At 59.1% G+C, this 25,549-nt stretch carries 25 protein-coding genes; 17 read left to right on the top strand and 8 right to left on the bottom strand.

What is annotated here, in order from left to right:
* Positions 1–3 precede the first annotated feature (3 nt).
* Entirely contained in the window at positions 4–969 is a 966-nt protein-coding gene (locus tag BV390_RS01680; protein ID WP_085396440.1) for an ABC transporter permease, read from the bottom strand.
* Between the two features lie 67 nt (positions 970–1,036).
* Positions 1,037–2,152 carry a sugar ABC transporter substrate-binding protein gene (locus BV390_RS01675; protein WP_032686830.1) on the bottom strand — a complete coding sequence of 372 codons (1,116 nt, stop codon included), beginning with the start codon at positions 2,150–2,152 and terminating at the stop codon, positions 1,037–1,039.
* Between the two features lie 485 nt (positions 2,153–2,637).
* On the opposite strand from BV390_RS01675, the gene BV390_RS01670 reads away from it, so the two are divergent.
* From BV390_RS01670 to BV390_RS01660, 3 genes are read left to right on the top strand one after another with little or no spacing between them, the layout of a single operon-like run.
* Positions 2,638–3,417 (top strand): 3-ketoacyl-ACP reductase, encoded by a 780-nt coding sequence (locus BV390_RS01670; RefSeq protein ID WP_032687312.1) that lies wholly within the window; start codon positions 2,638–2,640, stop codon positions 3,415–3,417.
* Positions 3,418–3,435: 18 nt separating this feature from the next.
* On the top strand, positions 3,436–4,614 hold the full coding sequence (locus BV390_RS01665; protein WP_032686831.1) for a glycerate kinase: 1,179 nt from the start codon (positions 3,436–3,438) through the stop codon (positions 4,612–4,614).
* On the top strand, positions 4,611–5,396 hold the full coding sequence (locus tag BV390_RS01660; RefSeq protein ID WP_032695352.1) for an aldo/keto reductase: 786 nt from the start codon (positions 4,611–4,613) through the stop codon (positions 5,394–5,396). The genes BV390_RS01665 and BV390_RS01660 overlap by 4 nt, the downstream gene beginning before the upstream one ends.
* 58 nt (positions 5,397–5,454) lie before the next feature.
* On the opposite strand, the gene BV390_RS01655 is transcribed toward BV390_RS01660, so the two are convergent.
* The 4 genes from BV390_RS01655 to BV390_RS01640 all read right to left on the bottom strand — a co-directional run bounded on the left by BV390_RS01655 (position 5,455) and on the right by BV390_RS01640 (position 9,524).
* On the bottom strand, positions 5,455–6,975 hold the full coding sequence (locus BV390_RS01655; protein ID WP_085396439.1) for an MFS transporter: 1,521 nt from the start codon (positions 6,973–6,975) through the stop codon (positions 5,455–5,457).
* A gap of 158 nt (positions 6,976–7,133) precedes the next feature.
* Positions 7,134–8,330, bottom strand: a complete 1,197-nt coding sequence (locus tag BV390_RS01650; RefSeq protein WP_085396438.1) for an MFS transporter — start codon at positions 8,328–8,330, stop codon at positions 7,134–7,136.
* Positions 8,327–8,722, bottom strand: coding sequence for a GlcG/HbpS family heme-binding protein (locus BV390_RS01645; protein ID WP_032686835.1), 396 nt, complete (start codon positions 8,720–8,722; stop codon positions 8,327–8,329). The genes BV390_RS01650 and BV390_RS01645 overlap by 4 nt, the downstream gene beginning before the upstream one ends.
* 97 nt (positions 8,723–8,819) lie before the next feature.
* Positions 8,820–9,524, bottom strand: coding sequence for an IclR family transcriptional regulator (locus BV390_RS01640; RefSeq protein ID WP_032695349.1), 705 nt, complete (start codon positions 9,522–9,524; stop codon positions 8,820–8,822).
* Between the two features lie 289 nt (positions 9,525–9,813).
* Here BV390_RS01640 and BV390_RS01635 point away from each other — a divergent pair, with 289 nt between their 5' ends.
* From BV390_RS01635 to BV390_RS01620, 4 genes are all read left to right on the top strand, one after another.
* Positions 9,814–10,716 carry an alpha/beta hydrolase gene (locus BV390_RS01635; RefSeq protein WP_085396437.1) on the top strand — a complete coding sequence of 301 codons (903 nt, stop codon included), beginning with the start codon at positions 9,814–9,816 and terminating at the stop codon, positions 10,714–10,716.
* 478 nt (positions 10,717–11,194) lie between these two features.
* Entirely contained in the window at positions 11,195–11,650 is a 456-nt protein-coding gene (gene accB / locus BV390_RS01630; protein ID WP_085396436.1) for an acetyl-CoA carboxylase biotin carboxyl carrier protein, read from the top strand.
* Positions 11,651–11,659: 9 nt separating this feature from the next.
* Entirely contained in the window at positions 11,660–13,012 is a 1,353-nt protein-coding gene (accC, locus tag BV390_RS01625; protein ID WP_085396434.1) for an acetyl-CoA carboxylase biotin carboxylase subunit, read from the top strand.
* A gap of 80 nt (positions 13,013–13,092) precedes the next feature.
* Positions 13,093–14,364: a Glu/Leu/Phe/Val family dehydrogenase gene (locus tag BV390_RS01620; RefSeq protein WP_032686840.1), complete on the top strand. Its 1,272-nt coding sequence runs from the start codon at positions 13,093–13,095 to the stop codon at positions 14,362–14,364.
* 58 nt (positions 14,365–14,422) lie between these two features.
* On the opposite strand, the gene BV390_RS01615 is transcribed toward BV390_RS01620, so the two are convergent.
* Positions 14,423–15,343, bottom strand: coding sequence for a DMT family transporter (locus BV390_RS01615; protein WP_032686841.1), 921 nt, complete (start codon positions 15,341–15,343; stop codon positions 14,423–14,425).
* Between the two features lie 297 nt (positions 15,344–15,640).
* Between BV390_RS01615 and BV390_RS01610 the strand changes: the two genes are divergently transcribed.
* The 4 genes from BV390_RS01610 to BV390_RS01595 are packed head-to-tail and all read left to right on the top strand — an operon-like array spanning position 15,641 to position 18,954.
* Positions 15,641–16,480: an ABC transporter substrate-binding protein gene (locus BV390_RS01610; RefSeq protein WP_032695344.1), complete on the top strand. Its 840-nt coding sequence runs from the start codon at positions 15,641–15,643 to the stop codon at positions 16,478–16,480.
* Positions 16,481–16,482: 2 nt separating this feature from the next.
* Positions 16,483–17,190: a 5-oxoprolinase subunit PxpB gene (gene pxpB, locus BV390_RS01605; RefSeq protein WP_139155971.1), complete on the top strand. Its 708-nt coding sequence runs from the start codon at positions 16,483–16,485 to the stop codon at positions 17,188–17,190.
* Complete coding sequence (locus tag BV390_RS01600) at positions 17,187–18,173, top strand: 5-oxoprolinase subunit C family protein (RefSeq protein ID WP_032686843.1); 987 nt, start codon at positions 17,187–17,189, stop codon at positions 18,171–18,173. Before pxpB ends, BV390_RS01600 begins: the two co-directional genes overlap by 4 nt.
* A gap of 10 nt (positions 18,174–18,183) precedes the next feature.
* Positions 18,184–18,954: a 5-oxoprolinase subunit PxpA gene (locus tag BV390_RS01595; protein ID WP_032686844.1), complete on the top strand. Its 771-nt coding sequence runs from the start codon at positions 18,184–18,186 to the stop codon at positions 18,952–18,954.
* Positions 18,955–19,175: 221 nt separating this feature from the next.
* Here BV390_RS01595 and BV390_RS01590 read toward each other — a convergent pair whose 3' ends face one another.
* On the bottom strand, positions 19,176–20,378 hold the full coding sequence (locus BV390_RS01590) for a pyridoxal phosphate-dependent aminotransferase (protein WP_085396433.1): 1,203 nt from the start codon (positions 20,376–20,378) through the stop codon (positions 19,176–19,178).
* 359 nt (positions 20,379–20,737) lie between these two features.
* Between BV390_RS01590 and nac the strand changes: the two genes are divergently transcribed.
* The 6 genes from nac to BV390_RS01560 all read left to right on the top strand — a co-directional run bounded on the left by nac (position 20,738) and on the right by BV390_RS01560 (position 25,315).
* Positions 20,738–21,661, top strand: coding sequence for a nitrogen assimilation transcriptional regulator NAC (gene nac, locus BV390_RS01585; RefSeq protein WP_032687315.1), 924 nt, complete (start codon positions 20,738–20,740; stop codon positions 21,659–21,661).
* Positions 21,662–21,778: 117 nt separating this feature from the next.
* Positions 21,779–22,216: an acetyl-CoA carboxylase biotin carboxyl carrier protein gene (locus tag BV390_RS01580; RefSeq protein ID WP_223849389.1), complete on the top strand. Its 438-nt coding sequence runs from the start codon at positions 21,779–21,781 to the stop codon at positions 22,214–22,216.
* Positions 22,217–22,329: 113 nt separating this feature from the next.
* Entirely contained in the window at positions 22,330–23,082 is a 753-nt protein-coding gene (locus BV390_RS01575) for an SDR family oxidoreductase (protein WP_032686847.1), read from the top strand.
* Positions 23,083–23,105: 23 nt separating this feature from the next.
* A complete protein-coding gene (locus BV390_RS01570) occupies positions 23,106–23,801 on the top strand; it encodes an amino acid ABC transporter permease (RefSeq protein ID WP_032686848.1) in 696 nt (231 codons plus the stop codon).
* Between the two features lie 5 nt (positions 23,802–23,806).
* Complete coding sequence (locus BV390_RS01565) at positions 23,807–24,568, top strand: amino acid ABC transporter permease (RefSeq protein WP_032699237.1); 762 nt, start codon at positions 23,807–23,809, stop codon at positions 24,566–24,568.
* Positions 24,569–24,577: 9 nt separating this feature from the next.
* Positions 24,578–25,315 carry an amino acid ABC transporter ATP-binding protein gene (locus BV390_RS01560; RefSeq protein WP_032686850.1) on the top strand — a complete coding sequence of 246 codons (738 nt, stop codon included), beginning with the start codon at positions 24,578–24,580 and terminating at the stop codon, positions 25,313–25,315.
* The last annotated feature ends 234 nt before the right edge of the window (positions 25,316–25,549 follow it).

The following is a 25,549-nucleotide window of genomic DNA, read 5'->3' as shown; positions in this document are numbered from 1 at the left end:
TCGTCACTTCACTATTTGCAGACGTTTACGATTAGTGACTAAGGCCACCGAGAGAATAACTAACGCACCTAAAACGCCCTGTTGGATATAGGTCGGGAAACCGACCAGCACCATGCCATTATTAATCACGTTGATAATCAGCACGCCGATCAGGCTTTGCCATACGCCGCCGTTGCCGCCCATTAAGGAGGTACCGCCGACGACCACGGAGGTGATGGCGATAAAGGTATAACCGTCCCCCAGGTTGCTGGCGACCGACCCCAGGCGGGCTACCGCAAAGACGGCGCCCAGTCCGTAAAAGACCCCGGCCAGCGCAAAACCGAGCACGCGAATACGCTGTACCGACAGACCGGAAGCGTAGGCCAGATGCTCGCCGCCGCCGACCGCATAAAAATTACGTCCCAGCGCGGTATAGCGTTGAATAAACCAGGCAAACAGCAGGGCCGCCCCGGCGAGATAGACCATCAGCGGGAAATCAAAAATGCGCTCGGTCAGCAGGAGCCGGAATGTCCGGTCGGGCAGGGGGATACGTTCGCCGCCGGTAATCACCATGGTGACGCCAATTAAGCTGAAACAAATCCCCAGACTGACCAGAAATGAGGGGATTTTAAGCTTGACGTGAATCAGACCATTAATGAGCCCGCAGGCGGCCGAAATAAGAATCGCTGCGGGGATGGCTAAATAACCGAGTTCGCTAAAGCCGCCCAGTTTCACCATAATAATGGCCAGCATCGAGCCGCAGAAAGCCATAATGCCTTCAATTGACAGGTCGATCGAACCCATAATGATGATAAACGTCACGCCAATGGCGATCATTAACGGCGCGGCGCTGGCGGTCAGTAAACGCGAGAAATTACGCACCGATAAAAAGCCGGGATAAATCACGCTGATGATGGTGCACAGGAGCAGCAGCACCATCAGCGGCGCCCATTTGCGCAAAAACTCTTTATAGCTGGAATGTGATGACATGTTCGACCTTCACTCATTGAATGTATAACGTCTTCATTGAGAATAAATATCCGCTGAAGGGGGGATACTATAATTTGCGATACTGAATGGGGCCTTTCGACGCCTGCCAGAAATTGTTCCAGTCGACTACCGGCGTATTGACGATATTTTCCTGATACCACTTCTGCGCATCGTCTTTGGTTATCATGATCGTCGGGCCATAAAATTCGCGATGCTCATGCGGTTCGGCGGAAGGTTTGAAGCTGCCGATAGCCGCATGGTGCGCCAGGGATAGCGCGATGCCGCCAGCCCAGTAGGGGTCAGTGCTGACGGTGCAGAGTATTTCACCGCTGATGCACAGCTTAACGGCATCCGGGGTACCGTCGTAGGAGACGATCGGAATCTGCCCTGCGAGGCCTTCAGCGCGCAGCGCCTCAATAATGCCGAGAGTCATGCTGTCGTTGGAAGAGAAAATGCCTTTGATATCATCCCCGAAGCGGGTGAGCATCGTCGACATCATGTCGTTGGCTTTTGAAGTACTCCAGTCCGCATCTTGCCAGTCCAGCAGTTTGATATCCGGATTCTCCTTCAGCTTGTGCATCAACCCCGCTTTGCGTTCAATCGCCGGGACGTTAGAGGCGATGCCGCCCAGCCCGACAATCCCGCCTTTTTTGCCCATCGCGTCAAACAGCAGCTGCGCGCACTGTTGCGCCGGTTCGAAATCAGACCAGCTGATATGGGCGACGTAGTTGTCGCCAAAATCCCACGGATGCAGATCCTCGGTTTTGTTCCAGATGGTGGTAATAAACGCCCCGCGTTGCTGACAGGCGGTCACCACCGCCCGGGCGTTAGGGGCATCGTTCGGATCGCAGCCGATCGCCAGTTTCCCTTCGGTTTTCGAGAGCAGGGCTTTGATATCAGAGAGTACCTTCTCGTTATTGCCGCCGTTAATCAGACTCACCATCGGCGAGTTTTGACTCTTCGCATAAGATTGCCCGCCGGCGGCTATCGCGTTCCAGTAGGAGTTATCAGGATCGCGGTAGCCCCAGGCCAGAGTGAAATTCCCCCCTTCGGCAGCCATGGCTTTCGAGAGTGGGCTGATAAGCGGGAGCGCAGCCATGCCGCCGATGCCAAGGGCGCTTTTCAGCAGGAATTCACGTCGGCTAATCACGCTTTTTTCAACGAATTTTTTAATAAATGACATAGCGATATTTCCTGTCTTTTCGGTTCACATGGAGAATCGTTTCTGGTGATAAAACACGTAACATGTAAATAACTAATTACTTACAAGTTGAGGATGTATCATCCACGAAAGTAATTGGCAATGAAGGGGAAGGTAGGTCGTTTGCCTGGCGTTTTTATCTGGCAGGAAATTATCTAATTATTTGTTTTTAATGATTATTTATGAATGCGTTATTGGCAAATGCGTCAGTGCCCGTGAGCCGGTCTTTTGCCAGAGAATGAATATTATCTATATGATTTATATTGATTTTGTTGCTCTGTCTCTGCGGGCGGTGTTTTGCTTGCGTTTGGGAGATCAGTCACAAAGATTTTGTTGGCGATCAGCCCCTCAACTCCGGTGTCTACCTGGATCGCATATTTGATATTTGTAAGTAACTATTTATTTACAAGTGGCGAGAGGCGTCGCTATGATTTCGGCGTATGCTCAACCAACAATGGGACGAAAAAATGACGGTTAAAACACGACAGGTTGCGTTTATCACCGGCGGGGCTCGCGGCATTGGTTTTGAGATTGCTGCGAAGCTGGCGCAGGCCGGTTTTGATATTGCGCTGAATGATTATCAGGATTCCGCCACGCTACAGGCATCGGTCGCGCGACTAGAAGGGTGGGGGGTGAAAGCGGTCGCGATCCCCGGGGATGTGGCGGATATCAGCCTGCACGACAGGATGCTGGCGCGGGCGGAAAATGCGCTCGGGCCGTTGACGACGTTCGTGAATAACGCCGGTGTCTCGGTGACCAGCCGCGGCGATCTCCTCGACGTGACGCCGGAAAGCTACGATCGCTGCCAGGCGATTAACGCCCGCGCTACGTTCTTCCTCTGTCAGGCATTTGCCAGACGCCTGCTCGCCCGCACCTGCTTGCCAGAACTGCACTACAGCCTGATCGTGGTCTCTTCTTCGAACGCCTCCGCGGCCTCTATCAATCGTGGAGAGTATTGCGTGTCGAAAGCCGGGGCTGCGATGGTGGCGAAATTGTTTGCCGCGCGTCTCGCGCAGGCCGGAGTGCAGGTTTTTGATATCCAGCCGGGGCTGATTGTCACCGAAATGACCCAGCCTTCGCTGGCCATGTATCAACAGCGCGTCGATGAAGGCTTAACCCTGTTGCCGGAGCTGGGGACTCCCGCGCAGATAGGCACCATCGTGACCACCCTCGCCAGCGGGGGAATGCCCTATTTAACCGGTCAGGTGATTAGCGCCGATGGCGGCATGCTGGTTCCCCGTTTCTGATTTAAGCAGGTAAATGCGATGAAAATAATTATTGCCCCGGACTCCTTCAAGGAGAGCCTCTCCGCCAGCGCGGTGGCGGATGCTATCGAACGGGGTCTGCGCAGAGCGCTGCCTGATGCGCAATATGTAAAACTGCCGATCGCCGATGGCGGCGAAGGCACGGTTGACGCGCTGATTAATGCCACCGCCGGACAGCTGATTTTCGTACCGGTCACCGGGCCGATGGGGAGGCCGGTGAACGGTTTTTTTGGCCTGCTGGGGGATGGGAAAACGGCGGTCATTGAAGTGGCCGCCGCCTGCGGTTTGCAGTGGGTGGCGCCGCAAGACCGGGACCCGCTAATCGCGACCAGCTATGGGGTCGGAGAGCTCATTAAGGCGGCGTTGGACCGAGGCGTCGACAAAATTATTATTGGTCTGGGGGGCAGCGCCACCAATGAGGGCGGGATTGGCATGCTGCAGGCGCTGGGCTGTCGCTGTACCACCGCCAGCGGAGACGAAGTCTCGTGGGGCGCTGCGGGACTCGATGAACTGACTGAGATTGAGTGCGCCGGTCTCGATCCGCGATTAGCCGGGGTAACGCTTCAGCTGGCCTGCGATGTGAACAATACGCTGCTCGGCGAGCAGGGCGCTACTGCGGTTTTTGGTCCGCAAAAAGGGGTGACCGCGCACACGGCGCTGAGGATTGAAAACAACCTCGCCCGGGTCGCCCGCGTTCTCAGCGCCCGCTCCGGAACGGATATCGCCAGCCTCAAGGGCGGCGGTGCGGCCGGCGGCATGGGCGCCACGCTGCAGGGGATACTGGGTGCTGAAATGTCCAGCGGCATCGATCTTGTGCTTAACACGCTGAATTTTGATGAGCAGGTGCGCGAGGCCGATCTGGTGATTACCGGCGAAGGGCGGCTTGACGCCCAGACCAGCAGCGGTAAGGGACCTGCCGGGGTGATCGGCCGTGCGCATGCCCACGGTTGCCCAAGTATTGCGCTGGCCGGGTCGCTCGGCAGTGGTTATGAAGCGCTGTACGCGATCGGACTCAATTCGGCGTTTTCGCTGGTTCCCGGCATTATCTCCTACGAGCGCGCGCTGCGCGAAGCCGCTGCTCTGCTGGAGTCGACGGCGTTCAATATTGCCTCGCTATGGCATCTGGCGGCGAGCCAATCGGGTTGTCACCTGCGTCCTCCGTTGAGGGAAAAAACATGAATATTCTTTATCGGCCTGAATTTATCCGCGGTTTTGGCACCTATAAACTGCGCGCAGAGAGATTAATGACGGCCCTCGAACAGGCGCTGAACGTGGGCTATCGGGCGATTGATACCGCGCAGATGTACGAAAATGAACGGGAGATTGGGCAAGTCCTGCGTCATCATCCCGTCGCTCGCAGCGAACTTTGTATTACCACCAAAGTGCTGCCGGCGAATTACCCCGCCGACCGGTTTATGGCTTCGGTGGCGCAAAGCCTGGCGGCATTGAATGTTGAACAGGTGGATGTGTTGTTGCTGCATAGTCCGCCAAAGCAGGACTTCAGCGCCACGCTGCGTTTGCTGGAACAGGCGCAGCGGCAGGGGCTGACGCAATGTATCGGCTTAAGTAATTTCTCTCCCCAGCAGATGGTCAGGGCACGTGAAGTTATTGCCACGCCGCTGGTTGTCAATCAGGTGGAGTTCCATCCGCTGCTGGATCAAAGCGACTTATTGCTGGCCGCGGTCGCTACGCAAATCCCGCTCTCCTCATACTGTTCAATAGCCCGGGGGGAAGTGCTTAAATACGGGCTTATTCACCGTCTGGCGGAATATTATGCCCGTACGCCGGCGCAAATTATTTTGCGCTGGATTTTACAGTCGGGCGTGCAGTCAAATACCATGTCCTCCGATCCGCAGAGAATTGCTGAGAACTTCGCGATCCTCGATTTCACCCTCTCCCATATCCACATGCAGCAGATAGCCGAATTAAAAAGTGCCAATTATCGCGTTGTAACCTTGTAAGCCGGGTTACAACGCGCTATCTGACGGGGAAGGCGAGTAGCGCCTTCCCCGTTATTGTTTATTTGGACCATGTGACCGTGTCAGCGTCCGGCCGGCGGCTAAGACGTGAAATCGAGTTATTCCCCCACAGTTCCTGATAACGCAGACCGGTAATCTCCTCGAGAATACGCTGGTTTTGCGGGTTTGCGGGGGCGAATGGCCCGCCGGCGAGGCGCATTCTGTCGCACTCCTCGCGCAGTACCGCATGCGTTTTGATATTCAGCGTAAAGCGACGTGACGCCAGGTAACCGGCAATCAGTAGCAGCGTGGTGCCGAGACTGAGTACGGCCAGGATAACGTAATGCACCGACTCCGGCTGCTGCGGCTGCCCGGGATTAAAATGCGCCAGCTGCAGCAGAACGCCGACGAGCATCACCGCTATTGCCTGCGATGCCTTACGCGTCATGGTCATGACGCCGGCGAAAATACCTTCGCGCCGCAGACCGGTGATCGCCTCGTCGACGTCGGCCATATAGGTGTAGGTATTCCACGGGATATAGTTAATGCCGCCGCGACCGAAGCCCGCCACCGCCGAGACCAGCATCAATACGGCAAGATGGGTAAAATCCCCGAGCCATAAAAAACCGTAGGTCAGGCAGGCAAGCGCAAAAAAGACCACCGCCAGACGATAGGCCGGGGCTGGCCCCCAGTGAATACACAGTGGGATCATGCAGAGCACGGCGACCAGCTGCATGATGGACATGATGCCGAGTAATTCGGAGGAGACGGTGGCGGTCTGGAACAGGACATATATGACGTAGTAGGTGAAAACGGCATTAAATACGTCCTGGGCGATAAACCCGCCGAGGTACATCCCAAGATGGGTGCGGAAGGCCTTAACTTTCAGGGTGGAGAGCGCATCGCTGAAAAAACGCCTGAGTAAAGATCCGGACGCGGCAGGCGGTGCCTGCTGGTCAACGCTGCGCTCTCGTTCCCACGTATTGCAATACACCAGGGTCAGGGCGATGGCGCAGAGGATGGCAATCACCAGTCCGGCATAAAAGAAGGCGTGGGGGTTATCTTTTCCATACCAGCTAAAAAACAGGGCCGGCAGGTAGGCCGTGATGATGTACGACAGCTGGGCAAAAGAGATTCTCGCCCCTGAGAAGCGGGTCTTCTTTTTGAAGTCATCGGTCATTTCCGGAACCAGGGTTTCATACGGCACCAGAACCATGCTGTAGACCAGTTCGAAGACAAGATAGGTCAACAGGTAATAGAGGTAACCCATATCGCTGACCCAGATAAAACAGTAGGAAAAGACGGCGGGGATACCTGACAAAATAAAGAATTTGCGGCGACCAAACTTTTTCCCCAGAAAAGTGTGGCCGAAGTTGTCGGTAATATAGCCCATTAATGGACTGGCGATGGCATCGAAGACGCGCGCAATGGCGAAAATGGATGCGGCTTCAACCGCGCTCAGGTGACAGAAGTTGGTATAAAAGAACAGCAGCCAGGCACCGGTGAGTGCCGTCGTTCCCATACCAAAAAAATCCCCTGAGCCGTAGCTGAGATAGTGTTTTAACGTGATTGTTCTTGCCATGATATACGCCTGTTATCTGAGTAACGAGTTCGCAGTACCATAGTTCACTGATATTCAAAAGTAACCAACTTGTTAGTTACTTTTGATCGTGGATCACATTTCATTAACCACCAGTCACGCCGTTACCGGCAGCAGGGGAACGCGGAAAAAGCAGCGGCCTACGCCTGATGGGCGCGGCGCACATCCCGGGTCAATCGGGTACTTAACCAGTACAGCGGAAGCTGAGCTATCGTCGCCAGGAGTACTCCGGCTAAGGGCGTCATCGCCATCAGCCCCTTCGCCACGATAGCGCTGCCCAGCGTTTCACCGAGGGTTATCCCCAAATTAAACGCCGCAATATTTAAGGCCGAAGCAAAATCGACGGCTTTTGGCGTCCAGCGTTCAGCGGTGCTCAGCATGCCGGCCTGAAAAGCCGGCGACATTCCGAACGCCAGCACTCCCCACAGGAATAACAGGACCATCATCGGCAGGCGCCAGGGTAACGCCACGGCCAGTAACATGAGGGTGACTGCCAGCAGCAATAGCATCCGGCGTAATGCGGGTGTCCAGCCCTGGGTCACCGTCAATTTGCCGCCGAGTTGATTCCCGATGAGCGTGGCGATGCCAAAAATAATCAGCAGTAAACTCGCGGTTTGCGATGAAAAGCCGCTGATGTCGGTCAGGATCGGCGTAATAAACGTGAACGCGGCAAAGCTGGCGCCAAAGCCGGTGATGGTTATCGCCATCATGGCCAGAGTTTCCGGCCGCAGTAACGCCGCGAGTTGCGTGACGGTTTTACCCGCCTCAGGCACGGCCAGCCGGGGTACCCAGATTGCCGTGGCGACCCACGCCATCACGGCCAGCCCGGCGACAGCGTAAAACGGCAGCCGCCACCCGACGCTGTTACCGATCAGGCTGCCTAGCGGCACGCCGATCACCATGGCTAACGTCAGGCCGGAAAACATCAGGGCAATCGCGCGTCCGCCTTGCCCCGGTGGCGCGAGGCGGCTGGCCACGGTCGCGCCGATGGCAAAGAAACTGCCGTGCGCCACCGCAGTGATGGCCCGGCCTGCCAGCAGCAGCGGGTAGCTGTCCGCCAGCGAGGAGAGGATATTACCGGCCAGGAACAGCGTTATCAGGCTCAACAGCACCGTTTTACGCGCTAACCGCGCCAGACCCAGCACCGCCAGCGGCGTGCCAATCGCCAGCGCGAGCGCATAGAGTCCGACCAGTTTACCCGCCGCGGCCAAAGAGACGTGAAGATCTCGCGCGATGGCCGGAAGAACCCCGACAACAATGAACTCCGCTACGCCAATGGCAAAAGAGGTCACCGCCAGGGCCCAAATCCCCGGATGTATTGGCGTTTTCTGACTCATCGTTCACCTGCAGCGGCCTGGGCGATAGACTGATCCTGTTCAACCGTGGCGCCAGCGACACCGACGGCGCCCAGGATGTCGCCATTCGTATCATGTAATACCACACCGCCGCCAAAGCTGATTAATCCGCCGTTGGTGTGTTCCAGACTGTAGATGGCCCCGCCGGGCTGGGCGTGTTCGCCAAGGTCAATGCTGTCGACGCCGAACAAGGCGGCGGTTCGCGCTTTCTTGATCGACACGTCAATGGTTCCGGCAACCGCCCCGTCCATACGCAGGAACTGACGCAGCAGGCCTGAATCGTCGACGACGCAAATTGAAACCGAAAAACCTCGCTCACGGGCCAGGGTTGAGGCGCGTAAAATAACATCCCGGGAAAGTTGCTCTAATTTCATTTTCAAAACTCCTCGTTTTAACAGGTGTTTTGATGATTCCAGAACTACCGGGGTGAAGAAACAGGAGCGGGAGATATCCGCTTATTGTTTGATAATGTCAAACTTTCCACCGCATCAATTGTGTGACGAGATGGCTGATTCGCTCTGTGCTCAGGCGCTGAGAGGGGCCGGAAATACCCAGCGCGGCGACAATTTTCCCGTGTTGACGTAGCGGTAGCGCCAGGCAGTGCAATCCGCATTCGGCTTCTTCGAGATCAACGGCATAGCCCTGACGGATAATCGCCTGCAGCTCCTTTTCCAGCTCTGCGGACAACACGCCCGCCCGGCGCAGGCTGCGAATAATTTCCGCTTTATCCGCGAGGAGCACCTTGCCGATGGCTGAGGTGGTCATGCCTTCTCTGCGACCACGCGCGCTGAATACCGGTAGAGGGCCGTTAGCATCGATGGCGTCCAGGTAGAGGTATTCGCGCGTTCCGCACGGCACCGCCAGATAACACTCCTCGCCGCTGATCTCCGCCGCGTATTGTAGCAAGGGGGCGAAAAAGGATTTCACATCCTGATCGGCATCAATCAGCGTCTGAGCAATGGTTCTTAAGCGTAGACCCAGCGAGTAGCGGGTGCCGTTACGGGTGATATACCCCATTGCTGCTAAAGTGTTCAGCAACCCGTATATCGTGCTTTTATGCAGTTCCGACCGGCGGGCCAGATCGACTAATCGGGCATCGCCACCCAGCTCAGCGATGATCTCAAGGAGATTCATCGCCCGTTCTACGGACTGAATTTTACGACTTTCATCGATCATCGATGTTTCTCTCTGTTGCCGCTCCCGACGCTCAAAGGCGGGGGAGATAATGGGCCGCATAATGAATAAAAAAGACCGGCGATACAATACGTCGTGTCGAGTGCCACGCGCGCCTGTGCCGTCATTTTTTGTCTAATTGAAAATGATATTGCTAACCATTATCATCATGGCGCTATGTGAATAAGGCTTATCCGCCAGAGTGATACGGGAAAAACAGGTGAAGAGAGAGTATCAACAGGGGAAGGATCATCCGTCCCGAAACAGAGTTCAGCGCATCACGGCGTTTTGCATGCTCTCCTGTATGGCGCTGCTGTACGCCGGAAAAAGCGCGGCGAAACCGGATATGAAGCCGCTGGGGCCGAATATTGCCGATCGCGGATCTGCGGTTTATCACTTCAGCGTGCATCAGTTTGACTCTGCGGATGGCAAAAGACACTACCGGGTCTGGACCGGCGTACCGGACAGATCGCCGCCGCCATCGGGCTATCCGGTGCTGTATATGCTGGATGGTAATGCGCTGATGGACCGTTTGTCGGAAGATCTACTGAAACAACTGACCCAAAAAACGCCGCCGGTGATCGTGGCGATTGGCTACCAGACGCCGCTGCCCTTCGACACCCACGCCAGAGCCTACGACTATACGCCCGTGGCGCAGCAGCAGCGCGGGGCCGTTGCCGTCGGACATTATGCGCGCGAGGGGGGCGGCAGCGCGACGTTCCGCCAGCTGCTGGAAGGGCGCATCGCGCCAACGGTCGAAAAAAACATTAACATCGACCCCGATAAACGGGGCATCTGGGGACACTCCTTCGGCGGGCTGTTTGTGCTGGACAGCTGGTTAACCTCCTCTTTTTTCCACTTTTATTACGCGGCCAGCCCTTCGCTGGGTAGAGACAATTTCGTCCTGCTGGAAAGAATGGCATCGCTTAATCAACAGGGGGGCTGTCACAAGCAGCTCTATCTGATGGAGGGCGACGATCCGTCGGGAAGAAGCGCCGCCGCCGCCGCGACCGAGGTGCTGAGCAGGTTGCGCAAGACGGTATCCGCCCTGAGCGCTAACGGGCTGGCCGCGACCTACTGGCATTATCCTGGGCTCACGCACGGACCGATGTTTAATGCCTCTTTCCAGAGCGCTTTACTGCATCTCGCTGCGGCCGGTGAGCGCAGCGAAAAGAGGTGCGACATACACGGCTGACTCCGCGAGGCATCCATTCTGGCGCGTTGTCGGGGAGCGGGCGGCGGAGCGCTATTTCAGCCGCGCCGCCGAAGGTAGTTTGTACCAACGGGAGATTTCCCTGCCGATGGCAGGAGCGGCTGCTTTGTTGACAGTAGAAAAGCATACCGGGCTTTTCCAGGTATGACTCCGGCTCTTCTGGCCTGGGAAACATGTCGTGTTTTAAGTGATGCCTGTCAGGCAATATGACCCCTTCATCGCTATTTCAGCACATCTTCGACGACATCCGCTTATTGACTAAACATGCTTTCCGGGCAGCCATAATCGGGTGACGAATCTGTAGCCTTTGCTTCGTGTAGTCTGTTCGATACCTTACTATTTTCTTATCCCGCCACCTGAAGTTCCTATGAAATACCGCCCGCTGGCTCTGCTATAACTGCACCACCACTGATTGCGCGATCGGGTATATCACTTCCAATTTCTGCGGAACCCGTTACTTATGGATATTGCCAGCATTGAAAAATTGATCGCCTTAGTCGAAGCCTCCGGCATTGGCGAACTGGAAATTGCCGAAGGCGCCAGCTCCGTGCGCATCAGCCGCGTCATCACCAGCCCGACTATGGTCGGGCCATCCGCCGAACCTGCGGCCGTCGTTCAACCGCAGCCGGCCATGCCGATTCCGGCTGTGCAGGCGCCGGTTATCGCGCCGGGCCCAGCGCCGGAACACGTCACGCTGTCCCCGATGGTGGGAACCTTTTATCTCTCACCGGGGCCCGGTGCGCCGCCATTTGTGGTTGTCGGTCAGCAGGTCAACGCCGGCGATACTCTGTGTATCGTTGAAGCGATGAAGATGATGAATCAGATCGCGGCGGATAACAGCGGGATCGTCAAAGCGATTCTGGCCACCGATGGTCAGCCGGTTGAGTTCGACCAGCCGCTGATGGTGATTGAATAGGGGGACGCCATGCTGGACAAAATTGTGATTGCCAATCGCGGCGAAATCGCGCTGCGTATTCTGCGCGCCTGCCGGGAGCTTAACATTCGCTCGGTGGCGGTTCACTCTACCGCCGACCGTGAGTTAAAACATGTGCTGCTGGCCGATGAAAGCGTCTGCATTGGCCCGCCGCCGTCCGCCAAAAGCTATCTCAATATTCCGGCGGTGATTTCGGCCGCTGAAGTGACGGGCGCGGCGGCCATCCATCCAGGTTACGGTTTTCTGGCGGAAAATGCCGACTTTGCCGAACAGGTGGAGCGCTCAGGGTTCGTGTTTATCGGCCCGAAAGCGGACACCATTCGTCTGATGGGGGACAAGGTCTCGGCCATTCAGGCGATGAAGCAAGCCGGGGTGCCGTGCGTGCCGGGATCGGACGGCCCGCTGGACGATGACCGGGAGAAGAATCGCCGGCTGGCGGCCGGGATCGGTTACCCGATCATCGTCAAGGCCTCCGGCGGCGGCGGCGGCGGCGGGCGCGGGATGCGGGTCGTCCGGCAGGAGAAAGAGCTGGCGCAGGCCATCGATATGACGCGCGCCGAAGCGAAAGCGGCGTTCAACAACGATATGGTCTACATGGAGAAGTATCTGGAGAATCCGCGCCATATTGAAATCCAGGTGCTGGCCGATGGGCAAGGGCAGGCGATTTATCTTGCCGAACGCGATTGTTCAATGCAGCGGCGCCACCAGAAGGTGGTGGAGGAGGCTCCGGCGCCGGGGATCACCGCCGAGATCCGCCAGGCTATCGGCGAGCGCTGCGCCAAAGCCTGTCTGGACATCGGCTATCGCGGCGCCGGTACCTTCGAATTTCTCTATGAGCAGGGCCAGTTTTACTTTATCGAAATGAATACCCGCATTCAGGTGGAGCATCCGGTGACGGAAATGATCACCGGCGTTGACCTGATTAAAGAGCAGTTGAGGATTGCCGCCGGACTGCCGCTCTCTATCAGCCAGCAGCAGGTGCGCATACGCGGTCACGCGATTGAATGCCGGATTAATGCCGAAGACCCACGCACCTTCATGCCCAGCCCCGGAAAAATTACCCGTTTTCATGCGCCTGGTGGCTTTGGCGTACGCTGGGAATCGCATATCTACGCGGGCTACTGCGTCCCGCCGTACTACGACTCGATGATTGGCAAACTGATCGTCATCGGCGATAGCCGGAATGAGGCCATTGCGCGGATGGAACATGCCCTGAACGAGCTGGCGATCGACGGCATCAAAACCAACGTTGAGCTGCAGCGGCGGATCATGGCTGATGACCATTTTCGCGCCGGCGGCAGCAACATCCATTATCTGGAAAAGAAACTGGAGCTCAGTCGCTGAACTTCGCCGCAAAGCCGCCTCCGGGCGGCTTTCTTCATTTATCGCTATCAATATCACTACTGGAAAACCGGAGGTAAGTTGTGTCTGCACTCTCTTATGTGACGGGTGAGAGCCATTGCGCCTGGGCTATCTATCTCGCCCAGGTGGAACGCGTCCTGCCGCTGCCCGGCGATCTTAATCGCTGGGCCGATACCCTGCGTCACCCGGAACGGGCGCTGATTGTCGATGTTCCGCTGGAAATGGACGACGGGACGATTCGCCATTTTGAAGGCTATCGCGTTCAGCATAATCTCTCCCGCGGACCCGGCAAGGGAGGCGTGCGCTATCACCCCGACGTCAGTCTGCAGGAGGTGATGGCGCTGGCGGCGTGGATGACCGTGAAATGCGCGGCGCTCAATCTGCCGTTCGGCGGGGCGAAAGGCGGCGTACGCGTCGACCCGACGGCGCTATCCGACAGAGAGCTGGAGCGGTTGACCCGCCGCTACACTTGTGAAATCAGCCGGGTGATCGGTCCCCGGCAGGATATTCCGGCGCCGGACGTCGGCACCAACGCCCAGGTCATGGCCTGGATGATGGATACCTGGTCGCGTCATGCCGGAATCGCCGCGACCGGCGTGGTGACGGGGAAACCGGTCCACCTCGGCGGCTCGCTGGGGCGGGTGCAGGCCACCGGGCGCGGCGTGTTTATCACCGGCTGCCACATCGCGGAAAAGCTGGGGCTGTGCGTGGCGCAAAGCCGGGTCGCCGTGCAGGGGTTTGGCAACGTGGGGAGCGTCAGCGCCGGGCTGTTTCATGCCGCCGGCGCGCGGGTGGTGGCCGTACAGGATCATCGCGCGACGCTGTATCAGCACGACGGCCTCGATATTCCGGCGCTGCAGGCGTGGCAGCAGGCTCACGGCACAATAGCCGGTTTCCCGGGCGCCGATAGCGTGGCGGACGAGGCTTTCTGGAGTCTCGGCTACGAGATACTGATTCCGGCAGCGCTGGAGGGGCAGATTAGCGCGGAGCGCGCCGCCGGTCTGCGCTGTCGCCTCATTCTGGAGGGGGCCAACGGCCCGACGCTGCCGGAGGCCGACGATGTGCTGGCTGAGCGGGGGATCGTGCTGGTTCCCGACGTGATTGCCAACGCCGGCGGGGTGACGGTCAGCTATTTCGAATGGGTGCAGGATTTCTCCAGCTTCTTCTGGAGCGAAGAGGAGATCGATGCGCGGCTGGATACCATTATGCGCCACGCCATCGAAAGCGTCTGGCTGAAAGCGCAGGCCCTGGCTATTCCCCTGCGTACCGCCGCCTGGGCCCTGGCCTGCGAACGGATTCTGCTGGCGAGTCAAGACCGCGGGCTGTACTCCTGAGGCGCGGAGAGCGGACAAGCCCTGCGCTGCCCGCGCGGGGCCATGGGTATCAGCAAACTCAGGAAGAGGCGCGCGCGATATGCGCCCGCCGCTGCCGCTGGTCGCACCACAGGGTGAAGATCCCCGCCAGCGCCACGATCCCGGCGCCGATCAGCGTTGACGAACCGGGCAGGCTGTTTAAGAACAGGTAGCCAATCACCATCGACCAGACCAGGGTGGTGTAGTCAAACGGCGCCAGCAGCGAGGCGTCGGTAAAACGCAGGCTTAGCGTGACCAGAATCTGCGCCATGCCGCCGAAGAAACCGCAGCCCACCAGCAACAGAAGCTGGCCCGGCGTTGGCCGCGTCCAGCCGAACAGGCTGGTTGCCAGGCCAATCAGGGTGGTCATCAGCGAGAAGTAAAAGACGATGGCGCCGGGTTTTTCAATGCCGTTGAGAAAACGGATCTGAATGTTGGAGGTGGCGGTGCAGAGCGCGGCCAGCAGGGCGAACGCGACGCCGAGAGCCATCCCGGACTGCAGCTGGCCGCCGGCGAACAGAGAGCCGCGGGCGGTTAAGCTGGCGGAGAGCATAAACAGGATGCCGGAAAAACCGACAATCACCCCCAGCCAGCGGGAAAAACGCACCCGCTCTTTCAGCAGCAAGGCCGCCATGATGACGGTGAAGAGCGGGGCGGCGTAGCTCAGGGCGGTGGCGTCGGCGAGGGAGATCGACACCAGCGCCAGATAGTTGAAGTACATCCCGCCGGTACCGGAAAAGCCGCGAATCAGGTGGCCGAAAATATTTTTGGTCTTAATACTGGCCAGCACGTTGCCCTGAATTTTTAACCAGATGAGCAGGGGGAACATGGCGATAAAGGAGCGGAAGAAAATCACTTCGCCGGTGGGAATCGCCCCCTGTAATCCTTTGACGCAGGCCAGCATTAACGTCGCGCACAGCGCGGAGAGTATTTTTAGATAAATCCCAAGTCGGGCATTCATGTGACTACCTTTGGTTAACGGTCGCGGAGGGACGCGAGGTGGATGTCGCGCATGGCGTTACAGTAGAGGGCGCGAAGGGCCGGCAGATAAGATAATTTCGTTCTGTCAGGATAATGTTTGCTTATCTCTGGGCGCCGGCGCCGTCATATAAATCGCCTATCTCCCGACAGCGTTTCCCTCTTACCCGTTGCGCAAGCAATGTCGATATAGTCGCGATAAGTGGTTAGCCATACCGGCGGAACGGGGAGCCTCTTCGCAGACGTCGGTACTCTTTTATCCAGACCGAGGGAAACAATAATGAAACTGAAGCGAAATGCGGGTTTAGCGCTGGCTTTGACGCTGGTCGCGGCGTCCGGCGCCGCGCGCGCCGACATGCTGGCGGATATTCATGCACGCGGCGAGCTGAAGTGCGCGGTCTATTCCGATGTGCCGCCGTTTTCGGCCCCGGATCCGAAAACCCGTCAGCTGGTCGGGATGGACGTTGAACTCTGTCACGCGCTGGCGAAACAGATGGGGGTCAAGGCGCAGCTGGTTCCCACTTCCGTGGAAGCGCGTATCGCCGTCATCGCTACCGGGCGAGCCGACGTGCTGATCGCCAACCTTGCCTATACCAAAACGCGCGGCCGCCAGATTCAGTTCAGCGACCCTTACTATGTCGCGAAAGAGATGCTGCTGGTAAAAGAGGCGAACGCCGATAAAACCCTCGCCGATTTTAAAGGCAAGCGCATCAGCGCCACCAAGGGGACCACCTCTGAACAATCCATCGTGCTGAAGGGCGGCAAACCGGTCACCTTCCAGGACGCCGCGTCGGCCTTCCTCGCCCTTGAGCAGAATAAAGCGCTGGGCTTCGTCACCAACACGATGACCGGTATCAAGATGATCGGCCAGGCGAAAAAGGACGGCATCAATCTGGCGATGATTAAGGAGCCGATGGCGCTTGAACCTATCGGCGTGGGGATGAAGCAGGGCGAACCGCAGCTGCTGACCAGCGTCAATGAAAGCCTGAAGGCGATGGATGACAACGGGACGATCGACAAGATCTGGAATACCTGGATTGGACCGAACACCGAATACAAAATGGTCCGCGAAGAACGGGTACAACCGTTATCCAGCCTCACGTTTGAACCGCTGGAATAAGTATGACGCCGACATCGAAAACCTTGTTACCCGAGCGCCGCATTGAGCTTCACGCCGGCGCCCCGGCGCGGATCTCCATGATGGGTAGCCGGGCCTGGCTTATCGAAGCGCCCGGCGCCTTCGACCTGCCGGCGCAGCGGCGCATCTGGTCTTTGGCGCAGACCCTGCAGCAGTGGCCGGAGGTGGAGTCCTTGATCCCCGGCGTGACCAATTTACTGGTGCTGCTACGCGATACGCCGGAGGAGCCGACCGGGGTGGCGCGCCGTCTGCGCGAGTGCTGGCTGGCGACGCAGGCGCTCAACGTCGAAGGGCGACAGATTGATATCCCGGTGTGCTACGGTGGCGAACACGCCACCGATCTGGAGGCGGTATGTCGCCATACCGGGTTTTCCGCCCGGGAAGTCATTCGTCGTCATTCGCAGGGGATCTATACCGTGGTCGCGCTTGGCAGCGCGCCGGGGTTCGGCTATTTGCACGGTCTGGATCCGCGCCTGGCGACGCCGCGTAAAAAGGTGCCTTCGCTGAATATGCTTAAGGGGACGGTCACCATCGGCGGGCCGCAGGCGGGCGTCTCGGTGCTGACCGGGCCGAACGGCTGGAACGCGATCGGCTACGCGGAAATTGAGGTATTCAATCCCCATGCCGCCATTCCTGCGCTGATGGCGCCAGGCGATATCATCCGTTTTCTGCCTGAGAGGGTCGAACTGTGATTGAGATTGAACAAAGCGCATCGCTAAATACGATCCAGGATTTAGGCCGCCCGGCGTGGCGCCACCTTGGCGTCTCGGTGAGCGGCGCGATGGACCCGCTGGCGCTGCGTGCCGGCAACACCCTGCTGGGGAACGAGGAAAACGCGGCGGCCATCGAAGTGCAGATGTTTCCCTTCCGCGTGCGTTTCCTGGCGGATACCTGGATCGCGCTCACCGGCGCCGACTGCCGGGCAAGGCTTGACGGCGCAGCGCTACCGGCGTGGTGGGGCTGCGCGGTACGTAAAGGCCAGCAGCTGGAACTGCGCTTTCCCCGTCGCGGCGCGCGCGGCTATCTCTGCGTGGCCGGGGGCATTGATGTCCCGCAGGTGCTGGGCTCGCGCAGCACCGCCCTGCGCGGCGGCTTCGGCGGACTCGAGGGCCGGCCGCTGCAGCGCGGCGACGTGCTGGCGTGCGGCCGGTGGCAGGGCGCGCCGCTGCCGGCCTCGGGGATCGGCATTGAGCCGCCGGAAGTGGCCCTGAGCGCCTTTTTCCCTCGCAACGCGCAGGGCGATGCGCAGATCCGCGCCATCCCCGCCGGCGAATATCCGCTGTTTGCCGCCGATGCGCCGCGCTTCTGGAGCCAGGCGTGGAAAATTTCGCTGCACAGCAACCGGACCGGTTATCGCCTGGCGGGGGAGCCCATTCTGCCCGCCGAAACGGTTGAAATGCGCTCCTACGGCCTGATCCCGGGCATCGTACAGGTTCCGCCGGCCGGCGAACCGATTATCCAGCTGAGCGATGCCAACACCGCGGGAGGTTATCCCAAAATTGCCTGCGTGATTGAAGAGGACCTCTGGCGTCTGGGCCAGCTGCAGGCGGGTCAGTCAATTCAACTGGTACAGGGCGATACGCGTACCGCCATCGCGGTGCGGCAGGCGATTGAACGCTGGCTGCAGCGTTTGCGCGTCAGCGTAGCGCCGCTGACCAGGGTTGTCGGTTTATAAGGAACTCAGCATGAAAATTGATGTGAACTCCGATATGGGAGAAGGTTTTGGCGTCTATCAGTTATGTGATGATTCGGCGCTAATGGACAGGGTCTCTTCCGCTAACATCGCCTGCGGTTTTCACGCGGGGGATCCGGCAATCATGACCCGGATGGTGCGCCTGGCGAAGGCGCGCGGCGTGGGTATCGGGGCCCATCCCGGCCTGCCGGATCGCCAGGGCTTCGGGCGCAAAGAGATGGCGTTCTCCGCAGATGAGATCTGCCAGCAGGTGGTATATCAGCTTGGCGCGCTCTCGGCCATTGCCCGCGCCGAGGGCACCCGCGTCGCCCACCTGAGCTTTCACGCGGCGATGGGCAATATGATTAACCGTGACGACGCCCTGGCGTTGCAGGTGATGCAGACCGTCGCCCGGATCGATTCGCAACTGATTATTTTCTGCCAGCCGGACACTATCATTGAACGGGCGGCGCAGGCCGCGGGGCTGCCGACGCTGACGCTGTTTCTCGCTGACCGGGCCTACGACGATCGCGGGCAGCTGGTTCCGCGCGGCATTCCCGGTTCGCTGATCAAAGAGGAGACGGCGGTGCGCGCCAGAGTACGTCAGTTTCTGCAGCAGGGCACGGTGACCACCTTTAGCGGCAATACGCTGCCGGTACGCGCGCGTTCGATCCTGGTTCATAGCGATACCCCTGGCTCGCTGGCGCTGGCGACGCTGGTTCGCAGCGAGATTGAAGCCTGCGGCGCGACGGTTGCGCCGGCGGCGGAGGTGCTGGCGCAGTAAAGCATTTCCCCGGTGGCGAGGGGCGCACGCCGCGCTCCTCGCCACCGTCTGCTCTCCCTTCACCGTGGAACTCCAGCCCTCATCCAGCCAAAACCGATTTTCCTTCCCGTCAGGCATGAAGTGAACCCGTCGCCCGCCGGCGGGATAAAAAAAATGCCTGCCGGTCAGACGCCAGGCAGGCATTTCACTCCGCTCAGCGCGCACAATCTGCGCGCTGCAGCTTAACGGCAACCCGCGCAGAAGGCTGCAAGACGATCGCAGCCGGTTTGCAGGCGTTCCATACTGGTGGCGTAAGAAAGGCGGAAATAGGGGCTCATGCCGTAGGCCGCCCCCTGTACCGTCACCACGTGTTGCTCTTCGATAAGCGCCATCACAAAATCGGCGTCGCTGGCGATAAAACGCCCGCCGGCGCTGGTTTTACCGATAAATTCCGCGATGTTGACGAACAGATAGAAGGCCCCCTGCGGCTTATGGCAGCGCAGGCCGGGAATACCGGCAAGGCGCTCAAGCACGTAATCGCGGCGCTGGCGATAGATTTCCGCGCGTTCCGCCAGCAGATCCTGCGGGCCATCAAGCGCAGCGACGGATCCCGCCTGCGCCAGGGTCGCCACGCCGCCGCTGTTTTGCGTATTGACGTTGCTCATCGCCTTAATCAGCGTCAGTGGGCCGCCGCAAAAACCCAGCCGCCAGCCGGTCATTGAATAGGCTTTCGAGACGCCGTTCACCGTCAATACGCGATCGTACAGCCGGGGCTCTACCTGCGCCAGCGTCCAGAATTTCACGCCGTCATACAGGAGATGCTCATAAATGTCGTCGGTCATGATCCAGAGCTGCGGATGACGCAGCAGCATTTCGCCTAGCGCCAGGAGCTCGGCATGCGTGGCGACGGAGCCGGTCGGATTGCTGGGATAGTTCAGCAGCAGCCATTTGGTCTTCGGCGTGATCGCCGCTTCGACGTCCTGCGGCAGCGGTTTAAAGCCGTACTCTTCATGACAGGGCACCGCAACCGGCGTTCCGCCGGCGAATTTAACGATGTCGGCGTAGCTGATCCACGACGGCATGGGGATGATCACTTCATCACCGGGGTTAATGGTCGCCATCATGGCGTTGAAGATAATCTGTCGGGCGCCGCCGGCGGTCAGGATCTGGCTGATGTCGTAGCGCAGTTCATTATCGCGCAGGAACTTGCGCTGAATGGCGGCGCGCAGCGAGGGGGTGCCGTCCGTCGGCGGGTAGCGGGTATCTCCGGCGCACGCCGCGGCATAGGCGGCATCGATCACGTGAGGCGGCGTGGGGAAGTCCGGTTCGCCGGTAGAGAGACCGACGACGTCGATTCCCTGCGCGGCGAGATCGCGCGCTTTTTGCGTCATGGCGACGGAGGCGGAGACGGTAACATTTTTGAGACGATCGGCGATATCAGGCATGAGGCTGCGGTTCCTGGTTATAAGGTCAGCAAACCCGCACGCGGCGCAGAACGATCCGCCGCGAGCGGCGAGCGGGGGGCAATACACGTCAACCAGCATAGAGGGGGGCAAAGGCGGCGAGCTAATAGCGCTTTGTTGTGGGGACATAACGCAATGCGATGACTGACGGGAAAGGCCCGTGCCGACCGGCCGACGAACGGGGCCGCGCCTATGCGCCGGTGCACCCCTACGGTGCAAACGCGGCGCGTTGAAGAGCGGTTTGCCCGAACGGGTGGCGCGATTGGCGGCCTGCGGGGCTTTTAGGTTGTGGCACCGATCTTGCTTGTCATCAGAGATGCGTATTGATTGGGACCGCTATTATGAATCTTCGCCGCCTGAAATATTTCATCAAAATCGTCGACGTCGGGAGCCTGACGCAGGCCGCTGACATTCTGCATATCGCCCAGCCGGCGCTCAGCCAGCAGCTGGCGACGCTGGAAGGTGAGGTCGATCAGCAGCTCTTGATTCGCACCAAACGCGGGGTTACGCCGACCGATGCCGGGAAAATTCTCTATACCCACGCCCAGGCGATTCTACGCCAGTGCGCGCAGGCGCAGAGCGCCATCGACGGCGCGGGACAGGCCCTGAGCGGCCAGGTTTCCGTCGGCCTGGCGCCTGGCACCGCGGCCCAGCTGCTGGCGATCCCGCTGCTCACCGAAGTGCAGCGCCAGCATCCAGGGATCGTGCTCTATTTCAATGAAAACTTTGGCACCACCCTCAGCGAATTAATCATGAGCGGGCGAATGGATATGGCGGTGATTTATGGCGACCGCGATATTCACGGTTTGCGTTTTCTGCCGCTGATGAAAGAGGAACTCTTTTTCGTCTGCCCGCACGCGCTGGGGGCGCCCCGGCGTGAAATCGCCCTGGCGGAGGTCGCCCGCTACGATCTGTTCCTGCCGCGCATTTATAACATTATGCGTAAAGCCGCGGACGACGCCTTTACCCAGGCTGGACTGAGCTACCGGGTGAAGTGCGAGATTGAATCGCAGACCACGCTTAACGCCGCGCTGGCGGCGGAGCTCGGCGGCACCATCATGCCGGAATCCGCGGCGCGCACCATGCTCCAGCCCGCCAATGCCTGGATGGCGAGAATTGTCGAACCCAATGTGCTCACCTCGCTCTCGTTCTGTATGTCCGACCATCTGCCGCTTTCGCAGCCCGCGGAGGCGGTGAAGGGGATTTTGCTCTCCCTGATGGCGCAGCGGACCGAGGACAACCGGCCGCTAACCCTGGTGGGATAATAAGTCCCCCTTATTGCCTCAAAGCGAAACCCTCTTATCAACCCGCCCGATACCCGCGCTAGAGTCACTACTCTGGCGCGCGGCGCTGCCGTGATCTGACCTTAGCGCGATGGAATCATGATGGAAAAAGAACTGATAGCTTTTGAGGACGTGCGCCAGCTGGCGCAGAAGATGCATAACGCCGGACTACGGGAGCTTGAGTGGCGCGGCGCGGACTGGTCGGTTCGCCTGCGCTATCCCGGCGGCAAAACGATGGCTGAACCGCCGCCTCTGCCGGCGGCGACCGAACCCCCTCTGCTGCCGGTGTGTTCCCCGATGCCGGGACGCCTGCTGCTGAGCCACCCCAGCCATGGGGAGGCGTTCGTCAGCGAGGGGCAGCGCGTTGAGCCGGACGATATCCTCGCGCTGGTGCAGGTCGGGGCGCTCTATTTGCCGGTGCGCAGCCCGGTGGCCGGGACGCTCAAAAGCCTTGTCGCGACTTCGGGGAACCGGCTGGAGTACGGCAGCGAGATCGCGCTGCTGCTGCCTGCGGATGCCGCTTCCGCGAAGTTATAAGGACCCCTTATCGGGCCACACTATTTATGTCTTATCCCCATTGGACATAACTGCATACAGTCAGAAAAACAACGTCAAAGGCAGATCGCTCTGCCGCAACAGGAGAGGCACATATGCCATTTTCAGATTATAAAGTGGCCCTGGTGACCGGCGCTTCCGCCGGAATGGGTGAAGCGATTGTCGAACGCCTTTGTCAGGAAGGGATTGTGGTCCACGCGGTCGCGCGTCGCCATGAACAGCTGGCCGCGCTGGCGGACAGAACCGGCTGCATTCCCCACGCCGTCGACGTCGGCGATCTGTCGGCGCTGACCGAGCTGTGCCGCGATCTGCAGGTCGATATTCTGGTGAACAACGCCGGCGTCTCTCATCCGGGATCGATTCTCGATGCCGAGGCCGACTGGATCAACACCCAGGTGGATGTCAACCTGCGCGCCGTACTGCACCTGTGCCGGCTGCTGGTCCCGGGAATGGTGGCGCGCGACTGCGGCCACGTCATTAATATCACCTCCATCGCCGCGATTTATAACTTCAATGGCAACTCTATCTATCACGCCACCAAAGCGGGAGTACACGCGCTGTCGCGCCAGCTGCGCGTCGATTGCTACGGCAAGCGGGTGCGAATTACCGAAATTTGCCCGGGGCGGGTGGCGACGGAGATTTTCGGCAACGTTTCCGGCGATCACGAAGAGGCGCGTCGTCGCTTTATCGAGGGTTTCGAGCTGCCGGAAGCAAAAGACATCGCCGACTGCGTGGCTTTCGCGCTCGCCGCGCCGGTGGCGGTCAACATCGGCAATATTGAGATCACCCCGACGCTGCAGGTACCCGGTGGGCTATCCACGATGCGTCCCGGCGACCGTGAGTCCTGAATGACGGCAAACGAGGAGGGTATATGGCACTCGACTTCAGTAACGTGATGACTGGCCACTACGGCCAGATGATTATTGATGGCACCGTCGTCACTCTGGAACTGGCGTTGGGTGCATGGCTGCTGGCCATGTTTATTGCGCTGGTGCTGGTGATGATCCGCCTGAGCAACAAGCGCTTCGCGCAGCTGTTGGTGGCGGCGTATGTCTCCTACCACCGCAACGTACCGACGCTTATTCAGCTGATGATGTGGTACTTCGCGATTCCGACGCTGCTGCCCGAGTCGCTGCAGATGTGGGTTAACGAGATGAATGCGGAGTTTTTGTTCTCGTTGGTCGCGCTGGGACTGTGCCAGGCGGCCTACTTCTCTGAAGACATCCGCAGCGGCCTGCGTGCCATCCCCGCAGGGCAGAATGAGGCGGCGAGGGCGCTGGGAATGGGGTATTTGCGCGCCATGCGGCTGGTGATTCTGCCGCAAGGGATCCGTAACGCGCTGCCGTCGGTGATTAACCACACCGTGCTGCTGTTTAAGAATACCAGCCTTGCCATGGTCATTGGCGTCGCCGAACTGACTTACGTGACGCGCGATATTGAAAACCAGACCTTCCGCACCTTCGAAGCTTATACGGTGGCGACGGTAGGCTACCTGGCCTTCTCTTTGCTGCTGATGGGGATGGGGGCGCTGCTGGCCCGCCGCTTTCAGCGCGCGTATGCGAGGTAATCTGTATGTTTGATTTTTTCACGATTCTGCACGATAACGGCCTGCTGTTGCTGATGGGACAGTATCCCGATGGTCCGCTGGGCGGCGTGCTGTGTACCTTGCTGGTGTCGCTGCTGGCGGTCCTGTTCGCTTTCCCGGTCGGCGTGCTGCTATGCCTCGCTCGCCTCTCGCCGTGGCGCTGGCTGAGCTGGCCGGTAACCTGCTGGATCTATCTGCTGCGCGGTATCCCGCTGATGATGGTGGTGTTCTGGACCTATTTCTGCGTGCCGCTGCTGATTGGCCACAACATCAGCGGCTTCAGCACCATGCTGTGTACGCTGATCATCTACGAGAGCACCTATATCGCTGAAATCGTGCGCGGCGGGATCCAGGCGCTGCCCTCGGGGCAATATGAAGCCTCCCGCGCGCTGGGAATGGGGCACATCCGGGCGCTGCGCCTGGTGATTCTGCCGCAGGCGCTGTACAACACGCTGCCGAGTCTGGTCAGCCAGCTGGTGTCAATTATCAAGGATAGCACCCTCGGCTACGTGATTAACGTGCCGGAGCTGACCTATGCGGCTAACCAGGTCAGTAACCAGCTGCTGACGAAACCGTTCCAGGTCTTTGCCATCGTGGCGCTGAGCTATTACATCATTAACTTTAGCCTGACGTGGCTGGCCAATCGCCTGGAGCTGCGTATCGCCAGCAGGAGGCAAGGCGCGCAGTCCGCCACGGGAAAGCCGGTCACGGCGCTGGTTCTCGACCCGTCGTCATCACAAACTCAATAAGGAGCAACCATGCGACCGATGATTCTGTTCAATCAGGTGAATAAATGGTACGGGGAATATCAGGCCCTGACCGACGTCAGCGCCGAAATCAAAAGCGGTGAAGTGGTGGTGGTGTGCGGTCCTTCCGGATCGGGGAAATCGACGCTAATCCGGACGGTCAACCGTCTTGAGCCCATCGAACAGGGGCAGATCCTGTTTGACGGCGTCGATATTCATGGCTCAAGCACCCGGCTGAACCAGCTGCGAACGCGAATCGGCTTCGTCTTCCAGAGTTTTAACCTGTTTCCGCACGTTTCGGTGCTGGAGAATATTATGATGTCGCCGGTGAAAGTGCTCGGCGAGAAGCGCGCCGAAGCCCGGCGTCATGCCGGGGAGCTGCTGGAGCGGGTGGGGCTGTCGCACAAGGCCGACGTTTACCCGGCGCAGCTTTCCGGTGGCCAGCAGCAGCGGGTGGCGATTGCCCGGGCGCTGGCGATGAAGCCGCCGGTCATGTTGTTTGATGAACCGACTTCCGCACTCGATCCGGAGATGGTCGGCGAGGTGCTGAGCGTGATGCGCGGGCTGGCGCAGGAAGGGATGACCATGATGTGCGTGACCCATGAAATGAATTTTGCCCGTGACGTCGCCGATACGATCTGGTTTATGGATCAGGGACAAATACTGGAAAAGGCCGAGCCGGATAAATTCTTCACCGCGCCGCAGCATCCGCGCGCGAGGCGTTTCCTCAATGATTTGCTGGTCCACTAGAACGTTGAGCGGCCAGCGCGTTGCGCACCTGCTGCAACAGAAGCTGCGGAGGAACTGCTGCCCCCTGGCCGTGTGCTGATGTCAGGAAGTCGGTGAATATTTTTCATGGCACTGATATGGATGCCTGGTATCTGCATCCGTCATCCCTTTCTGCCCTGACGGAGCCAATAAAAAAGCCGTATTGCGTTGCACGGGTGCGGCTTTAACTGCTGAAGAGAGGTCATCTGGTTTCGT

The sequence above is a fragment of the Klebsiella sp. YJ genome (assembly GCF_002108615.1).
Classification (GTDB): domain Bacteria; phylum Pseudomonadota; class Gammaproteobacteria; order Enterobacterales; family Enterobacteriaceae; genus Klebsiella; species Klebsiella planticola.
This window is presented reverse-complemented; position numbering and strand designations above follow the sequence as displayed.